General features: G+C 66.8%; 15 protein-coding genes. 5 read left to right on the forward strand and 10 right to left on the reverse strand.

Annotation, left to right across the window (positions count from 1 at the left end; translation table 11 throughout):
* Window positions 1–334: 334 nt before the first annotated feature.
* Window positions 335–739 (reverse strand): DoxX family membrane protein, encoded by a 405-nt coding sequence (locus BLQ91_RS22535; protein ID WP_090099488.1) that lies wholly within the window; start codon window positions 737–739, stop codon window positions 335–337.
* A gap of 823 nt (window positions 740–1,562) precedes the next feature.
* Window positions 1,563–2,519, reverse strand: a complete 957-nt coding sequence (locus tag BLQ91_RS22545) for an NmrA/HSCARG family protein (protein WP_090099492.1) — start codon at window positions 2,517–2,519, stop codon at window positions 1,563–1,565.
* A gap of 89 nt (window positions 2,520–2,608) precedes the next feature.
* Between BLQ91_RS22545 and BLQ91_RS22550 the strand changes: the two genes are divergently transcribed.
* Entirely contained in the window at window positions 2,609–3,139 is a 531-nt protein-coding gene (locus tag BLQ91_RS22550) for a MarR family winged helix-turn-helix transcriptional regulator (RefSeq protein WP_090099494.1), read from the forward strand.
* A gap of 624 nt (window positions 3,140–3,763) precedes the next feature.
* Here the strand turns inward: BLQ91_RS22550 and BLQ91_RS22555 are convergent.
* Window positions 3,764–4,543: an NAD(P)H-dependent oxidoreductase gene (locus BLQ91_RS22555; protein WP_090099496.1), complete on the reverse strand. Its 780-nt coding sequence runs from the start codon at window positions 4,541–4,543 to the stop codon at window positions 3,764–3,766.
* Between the two features lie 138 nt (window positions 4,544–4,681).
* Here BLQ91_RS22555 and BLQ91_RS22560 point away from each other — a divergent pair, with 138 nt between their 5' ends.
* Together BLQ91_RS22560 and BLQ91_RS42165 are read left to right on the forward strand one after the other, a co-directional pair.
* On the forward strand, window positions 4,682–5,530 hold the full coding sequence (locus BLQ91_RS22560) for a helix-turn-helix transcriptional regulator (protein ID WP_090099498.1): 849 nt from the start codon (window positions 4,682–4,684) through the stop codon (window positions 5,528–5,530).
* 128 nt (window positions 5,531–5,658) lie between these two features.
* On the forward strand, window positions 5,659–5,844 hold the full coding sequence (locus BLQ91_RS42165; RefSeq protein WP_245733742.1) for a hypothetical protein: 186 nt from the start codon (window positions 5,659–5,661) through the stop codon (window positions 5,842–5,844).
* Between the two features lie 272 nt (window positions 5,845–6,116).
* Here BLQ91_RS42165 and BLQ91_RS22570 read toward each other — a convergent pair whose 3' ends face one another.
* A complete protein-coding gene (locus BLQ91_RS22570; protein ID WP_090099600.1) occupies window positions 6,117–6,368 on the reverse strand; it encodes an IS3 family transposase in 252 nt (83 codons plus the stop codon).
* Between the two features lie 61 nt (window positions 6,369–6,429).
* Complete coding sequence (locus tag BLQ91_RS43810) at window positions 6,430–6,648, reverse strand: DDE-type integrase/transposase/recombinase (RefSeq protein WP_425412517.1); 219 nt, start codon at window positions 6,646–6,648, stop codon at window positions 6,430–6,432.
* 171 nt (window positions 6,649–6,819) lie between these two features.
* On the opposite strand from BLQ91_RS43810, the gene BLQ91_RS43815 reads away from it, so the two are divergent.
* Entirely contained in the window at window positions 6,820–7,224 is a 405-nt protein-coding gene (locus BLQ91_RS43815) for an integrase core domain-containing protein (RefSeq protein ID WP_143022770.1), read from the forward strand.
* An 830-nt stretch (window positions 7,225–8,054) separates the two neighbouring features.
* Here BLQ91_RS43815 and BLQ91_RS22580 read toward each other — a convergent pair.
* From BLQ91_RS22580 to BLQ91_RS22600, 5 genes are all read right to left on the reverse strand, one after another.
* The gene (locus BLQ91_RS22580; protein ID WP_218130371.1) at window positions 8,055–8,384 is read right to left on the reverse strand and encodes a beta/gamma crystallin domain-containing protein; all 330 of its coding nucleotides are present in this window, start codon (window positions 8,382–8,384) and stop codon (window positions 8,055–8,057) included.
* A 137-nt stretch (window positions 8,385–8,521) separates the two neighbouring features.
* Window positions 8,522–9,676 (reverse strand): PucR family transcriptional regulator, encoded by a 1,155-nt coding sequence (locus BLQ91_RS22585; RefSeq protein WP_090099504.1) that lies wholly within the window; start codon window positions 9,674–9,676, stop codon window positions 8,522–8,524.
* A gap of 143 nt (window positions 9,677–9,819) precedes the next feature.
* On the reverse strand, window positions 9,820–10,983 hold the full coding sequence (locus BLQ91_RS22590) for a serine hydrolase domain-containing protein (RefSeq protein ID WP_218130372.1): 1,164 nt from the start codon (window positions 10,981–10,983) through the stop codon (window positions 9,820–9,822).
* Window positions 10,984–11,300: 317 nt separating this feature from the next.
* On the reverse strand, window positions 11,301–12,437 hold the full coding sequence (locus BLQ91_RS22595; protein ID WP_090099506.1) for a serine hydrolase domain-containing protein: 1,137 nt from the start codon (window positions 12,435–12,437) through the stop codon (window positions 11,301–11,303).
* A 676-nt stretch (window positions 12,438–13,113) separates the two neighbouring features.
* The gene (locus BLQ91_RS22600; protein WP_090099508.1) at window positions 13,114–14,046 is read right to left on the reverse strand and encodes a zinc-binding dehydrogenase; all 933 of its coding nucleotides are present in this window, start codon (window positions 14,044–14,046) and stop codon (window positions 13,114–13,116) included.
* A gap of 94 nt (window positions 14,047–14,140) precedes the next feature.
* Here BLQ91_RS22600 and BLQ91_RS22605 point away from each other — a divergent pair, with 94 nt between their 5' ends.
* Window positions 14,141–14,809, forward strand: coding sequence for a TetR/AcrR family transcriptional regulator (locus BLQ91_RS22605; protein WP_090099510.1), 669 nt, complete (start codon window positions 14,141–14,143; stop codon window positions 14,807–14,809).
* Window positions 14,810–14,928 lie beyond the last annotated feature (119 nt).

Consider the following 14,928-nt stretch of genomic DNA (forward strand, 5'->3'; position numbering starts at 1 on the left):
CCGCGCCCGTAACACGTTGGGCGTCGGCGTCGCGGCCTTGTTGGCGGTACAACTCCAGGCCTCCCACCACACCTGCGGGCCTGCCAGTGGTGTCCGAGCGCGGCGTGAGGAGGCGAGTGGACATGGTGTAGCGGTCAGAAGCAGTTCAGCCACAGCTGCGAGGCCGACTTTTGACACCCCACAACCGCACCTTGAGGCGCGTCGTCCACGCCAACGTCGGCTGGATCGGTGAGCGGTTGGCCACATGGTCAGCAGAGCGGTCGACTGTTCGAGATCGCCGCGTGGAAAGGTTCAACAGCGGCTCAGCCAAGCCGCAACCCCAGCCCGACCCTCACTACATCGAGTGGGTGGGCCGCAACATCGGCACGAACGCATGCCGGTAGATCCACGCCAGGTAGATCTCGACCACCGCGAGCACCACGGCGATCAGCGCACCGCTGGGCTCCAGCAGCAAGTGGAACCCGAAGATCCCGACCACCAGCGGCGCCAGCAGCGCCAGCGCGAGCGGAACGAACCTGTTGGTCAGCAACATGATCCCGGCCACCAGCTCGACAACCTTCGTGATGGGCATGATGAACCCGCTCTCGCCGAGCGCGGTGGCGAACGAAACCGCCTCGACCGACATGCCCTCCATCGACTGCGATCCTATCCCGAACAACCCGGCAAACCCGGAGAACGCGAACAGCGCACCAAACGCCATCCGCACGACAACGTTGATGTACTTGGAGATCTTCGTCATGTGGACGATCCTCCAACCTCCAGCTTTGTGGAGGTAAAGCTCGTTCGCCCAGCGCTGAACGACAGCATCACGCGTCACGAACCTGCTATGCGCAACACGTCCATCACACCAGTTACACCACGGCGTCCCCGCCGAAAGCGACCAGGTCGTCGCGCCACCCGGCTCGCGCGTCCTGCTGCACCGCCGGATACCGACCTCCGATCACACCCTTGACAGCACACCGGAGGAGGCGCGCGAACGCGGAATCCTCCGCGCGTCGGGAACCCGCTACCGGTTCCAACACGCCAAGGTCCACGACCGGCTCGCTGGTTGCGCTGCTGACGAGAACCTCATCAAGACAGCTCAGCAATGACCTTCCCGCCTCCCCGCGCAAGTCTCGTTGTGGCTCATGTGAATGGCTCGACGTGTTACGGCCCGTCGTGGCCCCTGAAAGGTCTCGCGCATCGGCGCTTTGCTTTCGTCATTCAGCCCTTTCCAACCTCCCGAGCAACAGTGGCCCAGGGGCAACAGGGGTGCACGTGGCGGTGGCGGGAAGGTGCAGAAGCCCCTGGTGGGATCGCGATCATCGAGATCAGCGCCCGCCACCAGGGCTCCGTGTGCTTGTCCACCGCTCTGCCCTGAACGCGTCCACCAACCCGCAGAACCATCTCGTCAGACTGGTGGAGACGCTCACCGTGTCGGCCGGTCAGGAGGTGGTGTCTCCTGGCTCGACGTGACTGCTACCAGCAGTCACCGCGCGCCGCGGCCGCAGCCGACGACGGGCGTGCTCTCCCGCTGTGCGCAAAGATCCGCACCCAGGCTCTTCACGGGTATTCCTCGGACATCACAGGCTCAGCGCCCGGAAGCGGTCCCGGTTGGCGGACGCCCAGGTGCCGAACGGCTGCAGGCCCGGGTTGAGGTCCCGCAGCCAGTCGAAGTCGATCTGCGTCAGGTCCTTCTCGGCATTGATGAAGTACTGGAACATGTTGGCCACTTCGCCGGCGTCGGGCATGCCCGAGTGGGCCAGTGCGGCCGGGTCGACCGGGACGTAGCGCACGGGTTCGCCGAGCGCCTCGGCAATTCCGGCGGCGAAGTCCTCTCCGGCGCACAGGTCACTCGCGATGGGCACCGTGCGGCCGACGAGGGTGTCGCCCCTGCCGAAGATCGCGTGCACGGTGCGACCGATGTCGTCGACGGTGCCACTGACCACCTGGGCGGAGCCGATCGGCATCGCCAGCACGATGGTGCCGTCCTCAGCGCGCCGCGGGGCGTTGAAGGTGAACAGGGACTCGTAGTACATCGGTGCGGTGACGAAGGTGGTGGGGACCCCCGCGTCGAGGAAGAACGCGTTCGCCTCGGCCTTGCCGTCGGCGTGCGGCACGGTGTAACCGGCTTCCTGGCGGGGAGCGTCCGGCAGGTAGGGCCGAGTGTCAGCCAGCGTGGACCAGATGACGTGCCGCAGGCCGGTCGCGGCGGCCGCGCGGGCTGCGTTCCCGGCCTGTCCTTGTTCGCGTTCGGTCCGGGAGGTCCAGACCGAATCCGCGGTTGGCGGCTCCCACCAGTTCGTCACCACGAACGCACCGTGGGCGCCGTCGAAAGCACGACGCAGGCTTGCCTCGTCGTCCAGATCAGCCTCGACGACCTCGATCCCCAAGGCGAGGAGCTCCTCGGCCTTCCCCTTGTTCCGGGTCACCGCGCGGGCGACGAACCCACTGGTGGGATCAGCCGCGATCGCGCGCACGACGCTGCCGCCCTGACTCCCCGTCGCGCCTAGCACGGTGATGACGCGCTTCTCGCCCATCGCTAGCCCATTTCTTTAGATTGACGTGTCAAGCTAGACGGTAGACAAGCTCTGCTTGACGTGTCAATCCCGCTTGTAGACTGATCACCATGGCGGCTGACACCTCGCTCGACGACACCCAGCAGGACACGTGGCGGAGCTATCTGAGGATGGTTCGAGAACTCGACCGCCACCTGCGCCAGCATCTTCAGCGCGAGTGCGGCATGTCGGTACCCGAGTACGAGCTGCTCGCGCGTCTCTCCGAAGCCCCTGGACACCGTTTGCCGGTAGCCACCCTCGCCGAGAGCACCGGCTGGGAGCCGAGCCGCCTGTCCCACCAGCTGGCCCGGACCGGTAAGCGCGGCCTGATCAGCCGCGTGACCTCGGCACACACCCGCTACCCCGACGCCGTCCTGACCGAAGAGGGCTTCGCTCTCATCGCCGCGGCTGCCCCCGCGCACATCCGAGCTGTCCAGTCACTTTTCTTCGAGCCCTTGGGCCAGGACGGACAGTCGGCCGTCGACGACATCACCCGGAAGATCCTCAGCGGCCTTGACGCCCACCAGGCCGGCGACTGCTCCCTGCGGACGGACGCACCTGAGGAGCAGGGCGACTCACCCACCGAGGACATCGACAACTGAGCGGACCCGGTCGACAGCGCGGATCTCCATGCTGAGCCCAGCACACTGGACCACGACGGATCGTGCTCCGACTCCTGGCGCTGCGGTGGCCGGCCTTTCCTTCGTATACGACTGATCCGGACTCGTGGCGGACACGAGCACGAAGCGGGACCCGGCGTACACCACGCCGGGCCTCGTTGCGCCTGTAGAACCGGCGGCCACGCGTCTGTATGGCTGCTCGAGGCCTACCGCCACCCGAGCACGAGCTGACGATCATCGACCGACTCCGGTGTTTCGGCTACTTCCTGGTCCACGGAGATCCCCACCGACTCACCACCGAACGCATACCAGCGCAGGATCGACACCGTTGTGCTCGCCGGGATCGCGGTCGCACGCAGTTAGGTCCATGGTTCAGCCGTCCAGCAACACAGCCGTGGCGTACGACGCGCTGGGCACTCCTGCGCCGCCGCCCGCAGTTGGCTCACGAAGCAGGGCCGGAGCCCGGCCACCGTCCGCTTCCGCGAAACCAGCACGCGGCAACGGAACCCGTCCGCGTATCCCGGTCGGTGGCGCTCACTCTCCGCCACGGCCCTTTAACCCGCTCCTGGGATTCGCGCCCAAGCCCGCCGGAGTCCATCGCGGCTGTCAGCCGAGCACGTGCAGTCCGAAACCGGTGCGGCCCAAAGGTTCCAGTCCCTCTTTCAGGTGCAGTGAGGGTATTTCGTAGTCACCGAAGTTCTGCCGCCGGAAAGCGATCGGCTCGGTCGACTCCAGAGTGAGCAGGCGCTGCTCCCAGGCCTTGGCGACGTCCGCGTAGTCCTCGCCGGCCATCCGGTCGGCGCCGTACAGCACGAACGGCGGCAGCACCTCGATACCGGGGTAGTAGAGGATGCCGTGATGGATCGGGAACAGCAGGTCCTCGATGGGGCCGTTGATTCCGCGAGCGGCGTAATGTGACTCCGGACCACCGGCGGTCACCGACAGCAGAGCCTTCCTGCCGGCGAGGGTGCCTTCACCGAAGCGCTCGCCGTACTTGGTGTCGCTGTGCTCGCCGACGCCGTACGCGAAGTGGTAGGTGAACACCCGGTCGACCCAGCCTTTCAGGATCGCGGGCATCGTGTACCACCACAGCGGGAACTGGAAGATGATCGTGTCGGCCCACAGCAGCTTCTGCTGCTCCGCGAGGACGTCCGGGGTGAGCGTCCCTGCGTCGAACGCCCGGCCGGAGTCCAGGGCGACCTTCAGCGGACTTGAGGCATCGGGGCCGTAGTCCGCAGCATCCACGACCGCCTTCCAGTTCATCGCGTACAGATCGCTCACCCGTACCTCGTGCCCGGCGGTCTCCAACGTGGACACCGCGAGGTCCTTCAGCGAGCCGTTGAGCGACTTCGGCTCCGGGTGGGCGTAAACGATCAGCGTCTTCATGAGAACTCCTTCGGATCAGGTGCCTTCGATCCTGGGCGCCGCGGCGCCCGGCGTTCAGGGGCGCTTCTTCCATCGGACGGGACTTCCTGGTACCGGCAGGACCACCTTCACGGGCACCACCGAGGCGATACTGGGGGTATGGACGATCTTGCGGGCTTCCTGCGGACCCGGCGTTCCCGGGTCGACCCGGCGGCCGTCGGCATTCCCACCGACAGGCACCGCCGCGTCGAAGGGCTGCGCCGCGAAGAGGTGGCACATCTGTCCGGAGTCAGCGTCGACTACTACGTGCGCTTGGAGCAGGGCCGCGCGACCCAGCCCTCCGAACAGGTCCTCGACGCGCTCGCTCGCGTCCTCGGCCTCGACGAGACCGAACGCGGGCACCTCTACCGGCTCGCCCGGCAGCGACGCCGCAGAGCGAAGGCGCCGGGCGGCCGAGTCCGGCCGGAGCTGCTGCGCGTCCTCGACCTGGTCACCGACGCACCCGCGCTGATCATGGATCACCGCTTGGACGTGCTCGCTGGGAACCGCCTCGCCGGACTCCTCTACGGCCGGCCGATACCTGGCCTGAACACCGCCAGGCACCTCTTCCTCGAGGAGGCCGAGCGCGGCCTCTACGCGGACTGGGAGAACTGCACTCTCGACGTGGTCGGGCACCTGCGTCTGGCCGCAGGCAAGTATCCAGAAGACCCCCGCCTGGCCTCGCTCATCGGCGAGCTGGCGATGAGCAGCGAGCGCTTCCGCCGCCTCTGGGCCCGCGCGGACGTGCGCGCCAGGGCACATGGACGCAAGGCGTACCGGCACCCGCTGGTCGGACTGCTGGAACTGCACCAGGAGAACTTCGCGCTACCGGACAGGTCGGGTATGGAGCTGGTGGTGCTGTCCGCGGCTTCCGGCAGCCCCGCCGAGGACAGGCTGAGCCTGCTCGCGGCTCTGGGTGCGGACAGCGGTGACGCGTATCCCGCCGTGCACGCCCAGGTTCGCGAGTAACTCCAGCGACGCCCCGCCCACCGCCAGGAACGACCCGACGCCGACGGCTTCCCGGTCCTGCGCCGCTTGAAAAGTCGTCACCGCAGCATGGCAACGCATCTCCAGGCTGAGAGCGCGCTCAGGTGAGCGTGTCCCTGCTGTACGAGGCGACTTGGAAGTTGCTGTCCGCCGCGTCGGTGCTGCTCCGCGGTGAGGCGGCGAAGGATGCGGAGCTGCTTGTGCTGCGGCACGAGAACACCGTGCTTCGTCGGCAGTTGTCCGGCCCGGGCCGCTACCGGCGGACCGATTCTGGTTCGCCGCGCTATCCAGGCTGATACCTCGTTCGCGCTGGCGTGAGGTCTTCCCGGTCACACCTGACACGGTGCTGGCCTGGCATCGCAGCTTCATCGCCGGAAGTGGGACTACGCCGCGCGACGACGAACCGGACGCTCATCCACCCGTGCGGTGATCAAGGCGCTTGTGCTTCGGCTCGCAGCAGAGACCCGCGGTGGGGCATCGACGGATCCAAGGCGAGCTGGCCCGGCTCGGCCACCCGATCGCCACTGGGGTTGGCCCCGCTTTGACGAACAAGGTCGATGAGGTGTGATCACGCTGCCTGATCGACTGGCTGGTACCGGGTGGCTTCGTAGGCGGTGGGGCTGAGGTAGCCGAGGCTGGAATGCCGGCGGCGGGTGTTGTACCAGCCCTCGATGTATTCGAAGATTGCCTTGTGCGCCTTGGCTTTTGTGGGCCAGGACTGCCGGTCGAGCAGCTCGGTCTTGATGGTGGCAAGAACGACTCGGCGACCGCGTTGTCCAGCATTGCCCCTTACGACCCACGGACAGCCGGACTCCGGCATCACCGGCGGCGCGGGCGTACTGGCCAGAGGTTGTATTGACAGCCCCTGTCGGAGTGGAAGATCACCCCGGGCTCGGGGCGGCGCTGTGCGACGGCGTTGCGCATGGCCTGCTCCACGATATCGGTGCAAGGTGATCAGCGGCGGTCCAGCCGACCACCTTGCGGGATCCGAGGTCGATCACGGTCGCGAGGTAGAGCCAGCCCTCCCAGGTGTTGATGTAGGCGATGTCCCCGCACCATCGAGTGTTGATATCCCTGCACCGCACGAGAAATCCCGCCATTTCCAGGCCGAAGCCCTGCTGGCCTGTGACTTCTTCGAAGTCGCGACCTTGAGCGGCACCCGCCTGTACGTGCTCGCGGTCATCGAACACAGCAGTCGCCGGATCCGCGTTCTGGGCGCCACGGCGCACCCGACCGCAGCGTGGGTCGTCCAGGCAGCGAAGAACCTCGTGATGGACCTCGAAGACGCGGGCAGCTCCGCACGTTTCCTGATCCGAGACCGCGACGGGAAATTCCCTGCCCTATTCGATGCCATCTTCGTCGATGCGGGCATCCAGGTTGTCCTCAGCGGAGTCCGCATTCCGCGCATGAACGCGATCATGGATCGCTGGATCCAGAGCTGCCGCCGCGAACTCCTCGACCGCACCCTCATCTGGAACCAACAGCATCTGCTCCACGCCCTGCGGGAGTACGAACAGTTCCACAACACGCATCGACCCCACCAGGGCATCGCTAACGCCCGACCCCTACACGCGCTCCCACACCCGACCACCGATCAGACAGCAGTCACCCAGCTCGACATCCGCCGACACCAGCGACTGGGCGGCATCCTCAACGAGTACCACCATGCTCCTTGACCTGCACGGACGGCATTTTCGGCAAGCACGAGGTCCTGGGTGGGCGACGGTCCGATGTGGAGACGTTTGCCCGCGTCCGTCCACTCGAGTCCGGGTCGGACGGCGACTGACAGGGCCGGCTCGAACCGTCACCGGCTGCAGCCGCGGACTCCATCGCGCTGATCCTCGCGCGGGCCGAGGGGGCGGGTGGTCACCGCCGGGTTCACCGCGCCCGGTTGACCAGTGACCACCCGGCCCGGCGCGCGACCGTCCCGGTGCGATCCCCAGCGAGGACCACAAGTTCGACGTCGAGAAGACCGCGGAGTGGTCCAGGTGCAGTGCTGGAGACTCGCATCCACCGCCTCAGACGCAAGTGCGACCGATCTCCACGCCGTCTCACCACCACCGGCGGTCCACACGCCGATCGGTGAGGCGGTCGGTCCGATCCCCGCTGTGCTGGCCTTCAATGTGCGGACGCTCGCCCCAGCCCGCACCGGTGAGGTTGCCGGGGAGACCACGCGCCGACGCGACTGCCGGATGCCCCGACATCGGTGACCTCAAGATGCTGGTGCACTGTCCAATGCTCGCCAACCTGCCGGAGACCGCGCGACGATTCGGTGATGTCCAGCCTGCACTCCCACGCCGCCATGGACTGAAGATGACGAACTCAGGCGAGTGGGCATTTGCGTTACGGGCGAGCATACGTGAACCGGGTGTCGTCCGGCTGATCAAGGACACGAGTCGAGCCCGAGAAGCAGGCCGAGAAGAATCTCGATCTGCTTCTCGGGATTGGGCCGCCGGGTGGTCACGCGGCTTCGCTCGCTGCCTCTACAGAAACAGGTTTGTGCGCCTCAGACGATCCGGATCGCGGCGATCCGCACGCCACCGGGGTGGTTCGGCCAGGTGAACGAGGTCCACTTGTTGATCGGTGCCGCCGGCTGCCACCGGTTGTCACCCAGCCACTGCACCCGGTTGTTGCCCGTCGAGATCTTGACGACCCAGGCGTCCGGACCGAACGAACTGTTGTAGGTCCCGGCGTTCGCGAAGCACTGGTCGATGTTCTTGCCACCGCCGTGGTGCCACGTGACTTTCACGAACTCGTTGTTGTTGCAGGAGACCTGGTTGATGGCGAATGCGCTGGCCGCAGGCAATGCGGCCGTGATCGCAGCGGTGGCCAACACGGTTGCCGCCAGCTTCGCGCCTTTTCGAGACAATTGAACCTCCACAATGCAGAACAAAACTTGTTGAAAACTGACAAAATAACCGTATCAATGGATCGGACGGGGAAACCAGGTGCAGTATTACGATAGATCCCGCGTCAGGTTGGAGATTCACACAAGATTCGATACTGGAGCGCCCACCAAACCTCGAACATGGTGTCCGTGTCCTGGAGGTCCGCTCCGGTCAGCATCGCGAACCGCTCCAACCTGTACCGAAGTGTGTTGACGTGAACTGACAGGGCGGTGGCAGCCTCGGGAATCGACCGTCGCCGGGTCAGATATGTTTCGACGCTCGCGAGCAGAACCTCGCCGATGGCACTCTCGGCCTCGACCGGTTCGACGTACCGGGCGTGAAGTTGTTTCCCCAGCTCCGGCTCTTTCGCGACCGCCAGCCGCAGTGCCATGCGACTGTGGTCCACGATTCCGCGGTGGCCGAACCTGGTGGCGACCTCGAGCAGCTGCGTGGCTTCCGCGAACCCGGTTCGCAACTGTGACAGTCCGGTCGGGCCAGCCAGTCCGATCGTGACGTCGTCGGTCAGTTCACCGGTGATGGGCCGGGACAGCACGGCCGCCACGTCACCGCCGTAAGTCCCGACCAGGGCCGTGTCCTGTTCCCCAGCCGCGCGTCTCATCCGGTTGCTGAGTGCGACCGGATCAGTGCTGTCGGATCGTGCCCGCAGGACCCAGTAGTGCTTGTCCACGGCGAATCCGAACCCGATGCCCGCCGCGACCACCTGATCCGTCGTCATCGTGCCTTTCAGCAAGCGGGCGAGCAGAATCGTCTGCTGCTGCTCCGCACGACGGGTGAGATCGAGTTCGGCCTCCCGGTGACCGTCGAGGAACTCGCTACTGTAATGGTCGCCGAGCTGCCAGATCTGCTGTGTGCCGAGCAGCACTGCGTCGGCCGGGATCGCCTCGGCCTGGGCGAGCCGGAGAAACTCGTCACGCAGCAATGCGATACAACTCCGGTAGGCGGTCAGGACGTCCGCGCTGGGTATGCCCTGCAAAGCCCGGCGCCGCCCGGTTTCCCGCTCATCCGCCGCCACGCCGGCGGACAGGTGGTCCTCACCGCGCAGCGCGGAAACCACACGGAGGACGTTGCGGTGCGCGGACGGCCGGATCTCCGACGGGGGAACCACACGATACGAACCGATCGCACCGATCACCCGCAACTGCCCGGCCACGAGCTCATCGGCCTGCTGCGACAACTCCGTCGCCATCATGGCGAGCTGGGCCTCGATCGGCTCAGGCACTGTTCGCCCTTCTCCCGTTCACCCATCGCGGCGGAGAACCATGCGACTCTCTCGAAACACTGGCATTCCGTCAAAGGCCCACCGGCCGATCCGATTGTTCTTCCATCGCACCGGTCGGTGAGGGGGTTCATCTGTGACGACTTTTACTTCTGAGCGCACAGGGCCTTGTCGAAGAAGTCGAGGACCTCGGCGCGGCCGGCTTCGTCGTTCGTCACGACGACGGTGACCGCCCGGCCGTCCGGGGTGATCGCGGCGCGGCTCTGGAAGCCGTCGGCGTCGCCGCCGTGGCCGTACGCGGTGACTCCGCAGCTGAGCTTCATCTCGATGGTCCCCAGGCCGTAGCGCCACCCCGAGGGAAAGCCGGGGGCCTCGACCGTCTGACGCATCTCCGCCAGCTCACGGGGCTGGAGCAGTCGGCCGTCCTGAAGGGCGACCAGGAACTTGTTCAGGTCACTCGGGGTCGCGATGATCTGTCCTGCGGCACCGGCGATCGACGGGTCGAACCGGGTGATGTCGACCAGCTCACCGGGGACCGCGTTGCCCTTGTCGTCCTTGGCGAACAGGTAGCCCCGCGGGTGGGGCGCACGGATGTCGCGGTCGCCCGGTCCGGGATAGTACGTCTCCTTCAGCCCGGCACGGTTGATGACCTGGTTCGTGATCACCTCGGCGAGCGGTCGTCCAGCCGCTTTCTGCACCACGAGACCCAGCAGCACGTACCCGGCGTTGCTGTACATCCACACCCGGTCCTGTCCAGGAGCGAACGTGGGGGCCTTGGCCAGCGCGGCATCCAACAGCTCCCTCGCCTCGAAGTACCTGTCCCTGATCGGCAGGATCCCCTGGTCGGGAATGAGAGGCATCTCGCGGGTCATGCCGCTGGTGTGGTTCAGCAGCTGCCTGATCGTCATGTTCCGGCCGTCGATCGCCGCACCGGCACCGGTACCCCGCACCACACCGGGCAAGTACTTCTCGACCGTGTCGTCCAGGGAGAGCTTGCCGTCACCGGCCAGCTGCAGGGCCGCTACCGCGGTGAACATCTTGGTGCTGCTGGCGATTCGCACGTAGCCGTCCGTCGGCACCTTCGACTTCGTCCGGATGTCCCCCACCCCGGCGGTGTAGTTCACCACCCGCCCGTCCCGATTCCGCACCGACATCAGCGCCCCCGGCAGGGTTCCGTCCTTGACCAACTCCTCCAGGCCCGCCTGCAGCGACTTGTCGTGAACCGGCGCTGACTTCTCCTTCAACGCATCCGCCGAGGCCGTCGAGGTCACCGCGATACCGGCAACCGCCACCGCCGTGATTGCCGCCACGACCACACCACGACGCCGACGCGCCGGGCCCGGGCTGGTTCCGGCCGGGCGACTCAGACCTTTCAACAAGGACACTCTCCCAATTGGACGGTTCGCACTGACACCCATAGTGTTGCCGCGCCTCCGGCTTCCGGCGATCCCCTGCGCTGCACAACTCTGGTACAGCCAGCACCACCTCCGTCGACGCCCCGACCGGTTGGATCCCGCCGGAAACGCATTTACGGCAAGGGCTCGGGTGTGGATGCGTTGAGCACCCGCCCGAGCCCTTGCCGTTGTGTGGCTTCCCAAGCGCGGAAGCTACCTCTTCTCCACCGAGGTCAGATCGCGCAGAGAGCAGCGTCGATGAGTGCGCCCCGGTCCGCGGCGACGGACTTGTCGGTCACCGATCCGTTGAGCGAGGTGACCGTGAGCGTCGCCGCGCGACCGTCATCGGTGGCCGCGTTGAGGGTCGAGTAGCCCGGGATGTCACCGCCGTGACCCCACGCAACCTTCCCGCAGCTCAACGGCATGCTGAAGATGCCGAGTCCGTAGCCCTGGCCCGACTCCGGGTCCGTCGGGATCGTGGTGCGCATCTGAGCCAGCTGGGCTGGTTCGAGCAGCTTGCCGCCCAGCAGCGCGCGCAAGAACGTGTTGAGGTCGTCGGGTGTGGAGACCAGCTGGCCGGCTGCCCAGCCCCAGCTCGGGTCCATGCGGGTGAAGTCGAACAGCTCCTTGGTCGTCGGGTTGCGCTGGTAGCCCTGGGGGTGCCGGCCACGGATGTCCTGCTCGCCGACCTCGGGCACGTACGTGTCGCGCAGGCCGATCCGCTCGATGACCTTGGTGGTCACCAGTTCGTTGAACGGGCGGCCGGTGACCCTCTGGGCGATCAGGCCGGCCAGGACGTAGTTCGTGTTGCTGTAGGACCAGCCGCTGCCGGCGGGCCAGCCGTCGTCCCGGGCGTTGGCCAGGTCGAGCAGTTCGCGCGGTTCGAGGTAGACGTGCCGGTACGGGAAGAAGTCGCCCAAGGGCGCGAACATCGTCTCGGTGTAGTCCGGCAGGCCACTGTTGTGCTGCAGCAGCTGGCGAACCGTGATCTTCGAGGCGTCCACGCCCTTGGCCCGCACCAGGCCCGGCAGGTACTTCTCGATCGATGCGTCGAGCTCCAGCCTGCCCTCCCCGACGAGCTGCAGCACGACCACGGAGGTGAACATCTTGCTCGCGCTGCCGATCCTCACCCTGCCGTTCACCGGCACCTGCTTGCCGGTCCGCAGGTCGCCGGTTCCCGCCGTGTAGTGGCGGGTCCGGCCGTGCCGGTCCCGGACCGCGGCCAGCGCTCCTGGGTGCCGGTCGACACCGACGACCTTGTCGATGCTCTGCTGTACCGCGTCGCGGCGGGGCTCGGCCTGGGCGGCTGGGACCGAGCCGGCGAACGCGAGACCGCCCGCAGCGACCGCCGCCGCCGTCAGGGCGGCCATGCGGCGACACCCCGAGGAAGAAGGTCGATATCGCTGGGAAGAGGATGTGAACAAGGCAGCCAACTCCTGGGTTCCACGGACGTCGGTCTTGCTGTGACCGACTGACTCCAGGCTCCTCATCTCCTCCCGAGTGGACAATCCAGCTTGCTGAACGACCGAGGTAGTGGTGGCACCACCAAGTGAAAGATTCTTTTGTCCTGGTTGGTGGGCATCGGTGGGCAGGTCGACTCGGTCCGATGTGGAGTAGCGCTGATCGGACAGGGTCCGGCTTGACACAGCCTTGGGCGGTTTCCGGTGGCCCGCGACGGCGCCGTCCGGACCGGACGGTTGTCGCGCAGCCAGCGGGTATCGCGCAGAGCGGGACAGTCCTCGTTGCCGAATCGGGCGTCCGCGGGAGAGAAGAGTGCATCAGCTGTTCGTCGCCAGGCCCGTTCGGCATGGCTCGGAAGGTTTCGGATCACCCCAACCATTTCGCACGCGCTGAGCATCTGTGGGTGCCAAGCAGTTCACTGATGGCATCGGTCGTGCGCAGCAGTGCCAGAACCAGGCCAGCCTCGGCTGCCTTGAAGTTCGCTCCGCGGGCAGCAGGTCACTCTGCAGGGCCGCGACGACGTGGCCACCAGACAAGACGCATGGCACGTCATCCGCGCGGCCATGACAGCGAGCGGTGTCCTACCTAAGCGTGCTGGCCGATGTCGAGGATCAGCTTGCCGCGGTCGCGGCCTTCTACGAGCGCCTGAACGGCCGTGCCCGCGTTCTTCCAGTCCTCGCGCCGGGAGATGCCCGGACTCAGGGTGCCGTCCGCAACCCGCGCGGCCAACCAGGACAGGTCTGTGGACAGTCCGGCGTAGGCGCCCAGGAAGAAGGAGGTGATGCTGCGGTTGTTCCGGCCGTCGTGACCGGAGAAGGCCAAGGCGGGGAAGTGCTCCCCTCCGCCACTCATGTGCCCGACCGACACCAGAACGCCGTCTCCGGCAAGCTTCTCGTACGCCTGCACCATGCGCTCACCACCGACCACGTCGATGACGCCGGCGACTGGTTCGTCGAGGTCTCCTGGCTCGCGGACCACCTCATCGGCGCCCAATGCCCGCAGCTGGTCACCGTTGGCGTCCGGGTCACCGGTGGAGGCCACTACGTAGGCGCCGCCGAGTCGGGACAGTTGCACGGCGTATCGGCCCACCGCACCGGTGGCGCCGGTCACGAGAACTCGGCGGCCGAGAATCGGGCCCAGCCTGTGCAGCGCCCGCAGCGCACTGGTGCCCGCCACCGGAACCGTGCTGACGGCGGCGAGGTCGGCGCCGGCCGGGGCGACGCCGATCCAACCGGTCCGGACCGCGCGAAGCTCGGCCCACCCGCCGGCGAAACCGAGCGTCACCACCGGTGTGCCGACGGCTGGACCCGAGCCGTCCGCCGCCGCCCGCACGACGACCCCGGCGGCGTCGTAACCGGGCACGCTGCCCTCCGGAGTGGCATCCAGGTACAGGTCACCGGGGTTGACGGAGCTGGCGATCACACGGACGACAGCCTCGTCGGCGGCGGGCTCCGGGTCGGAAACCGAGCCGAGCCGGAGGTTGCCGGGTGCGGAGTGGTCGAAGAGCAGAGCCTGCATGAGTGCCTCCCAGGTCGGTGATCGTTGCCGACCACCTTGCCACTGAGTGGCGTTTGCTTTCAAGTGGCATATGGCATCGAGGTAAGATCGCCGCATGGCCACCGACTCCGTGTCGTCTCCCAGCCCACGGCCGACACTGCGGGAGCGCAAGAAGCAGCGCACACGCGAAGCGCTCATCGACACCGCGCTGAACCTGTTCACACAACAGGATTTCGACAGCGTGACGCTGGACGAGCTGTGCGACCGGGTGGAGGTGTCCAAGCGGACGTTCTTCCGCACCTTCGCCAGCAAGGAGGAGGTGGCGATGGCGCCGTACGAGGACATGTGGAAAGCGTTCATCGACGAGCTGGAAACCCTGCCGGTGGCCGCGGAATGCTCGATCCTGCAGGTGCTGCAAGACGCCGTGCTCGCCGCGATGCGGACTATGAACACCGGCGACTGGGCGCACCGACTGCTGTCCTGCACGCGGCTTGCCGGCAGGACTCCGGCGATCGAGGCGCACTGCCTGTACTTCTGCGGCGTCACCGTCCGCGCCGCCCTCGACGTCCTGCACCGCAGATTCGGGCTCGACCCACACGACCTGCGTCCCCGCCTGGCGCTGGACATCCTCGTCGCCGCGTTCCACCGCGCGCTGGAGGCCTGGGCAGACCGGCCACAAGACCCCACCGTTGAGCATCTCGCCACGGACACGCTCGCGGCGTTCGCCGCCATTCCCGGCAGCCTCACCTTCACCGGCGTCCCACCGGCCAACCGGGCGGGATGAGTCGCTCGCGCTCCGGCACGGAGCCGTCCGGTCAACTTCGTGGGCTCGAACGCCTGGCGTGATCGCCGAGGTTGCCCCCTTTCCCACTGATCTTGGCCGCAAAGTGGCGGTTTCTTGCC

The sequence above is a fragment of the Lentzea jiangxiensis genome (genome assembly GCF_900104175.1).
GTDB lineage: Bacteria > Actinomycetota > Actinomycetes > Mycobacteriales > Pseudonocardiaceae > Lentzea > Lentzea jiangxiensis.

Excerpts from the sequence above, each read along its gene's own strand:
- BLQ91_RS22605 (WP_090099510.1), top strand. The coding sequence starts at position 14,141 with ATGGCCACCGACTCCGTGTCGTCTCCCAGCCCACGGCCGACACTGCGG.
- BLQ91_RS43810 (WP_425412517.1), bottom strand. The coding sequence starts at position 6,648 with ATGGCGGGATTTCTCGTGCGGTGCAGGGATATCAACACTCGATGGTGC.
- BLQ91_RS43815 (WP_143022770.1), top strand. The coding sequence starts at position 6,820 with ATGGACCTCGAAGACGCGGGCAGCTCCGCACGTTTCCTGATCCGAGAC.
- BLQ91_RS22535 (WP_090099488.1), bottom strand. The coding sequence starts at position 739 with ATGACGAAGATCTCCAAGTACATCAACGTTGTCGTGCGGATGGCGTTT.
- BLQ91_RS22560 (WP_090099498.1), top strand. The coding sequence starts at position 4,682 with ATGGACGATCTTGCGGGCTTCCTGCGGACCCGGCGTTCCCGGGTCGAC.
- BLQ91_RS22595 (WP_090099506.1), bottom strand. The coding sequence starts at position 12,437 with ATGGCCGCCCTGACGGCGGCGGCGGTCGCTGCGGGCGGTCTCGCGTTC.
- BLQ91_RS22545 (WP_090099492.1), bottom strand. The coding sequence starts at position 2,519 with ATGGGCGAGAAGCGCGTCATCACCGTGCTAGGCGCGACGGGGAGTCAG.
- BLQ91_RS22570 (WP_090099600.1), bottom strand. The coding sequence starts at position 6,368 with ATGCCGGAGTCCGGCTGTCCGTGGGTCGTAAGGGGCAATGCTGGACAA.
- BLQ91_RS22600 (WP_090099508.1), bottom strand. The coding sequence starts at position 14,046 with ATGCAGGCTCTGCTCTTCGACCACTCCGCACCCGGCAACCTCCGGCTC.
- BLQ91_RS22555 (WP_090099496.1), bottom strand. The coding sequence starts at position 4,543 with ATGAAGACGCTGATCGTTTACGCCCACCCGGAGCCGAAGTCGCTCAAC.
- BLQ91_RS22550 (WP_090099494.1), top strand. The coding sequence starts at position 2,609 with ATGGCGGCTGACACCTCGCTCGACGACACCCAGCAGGACACGTGGCGG.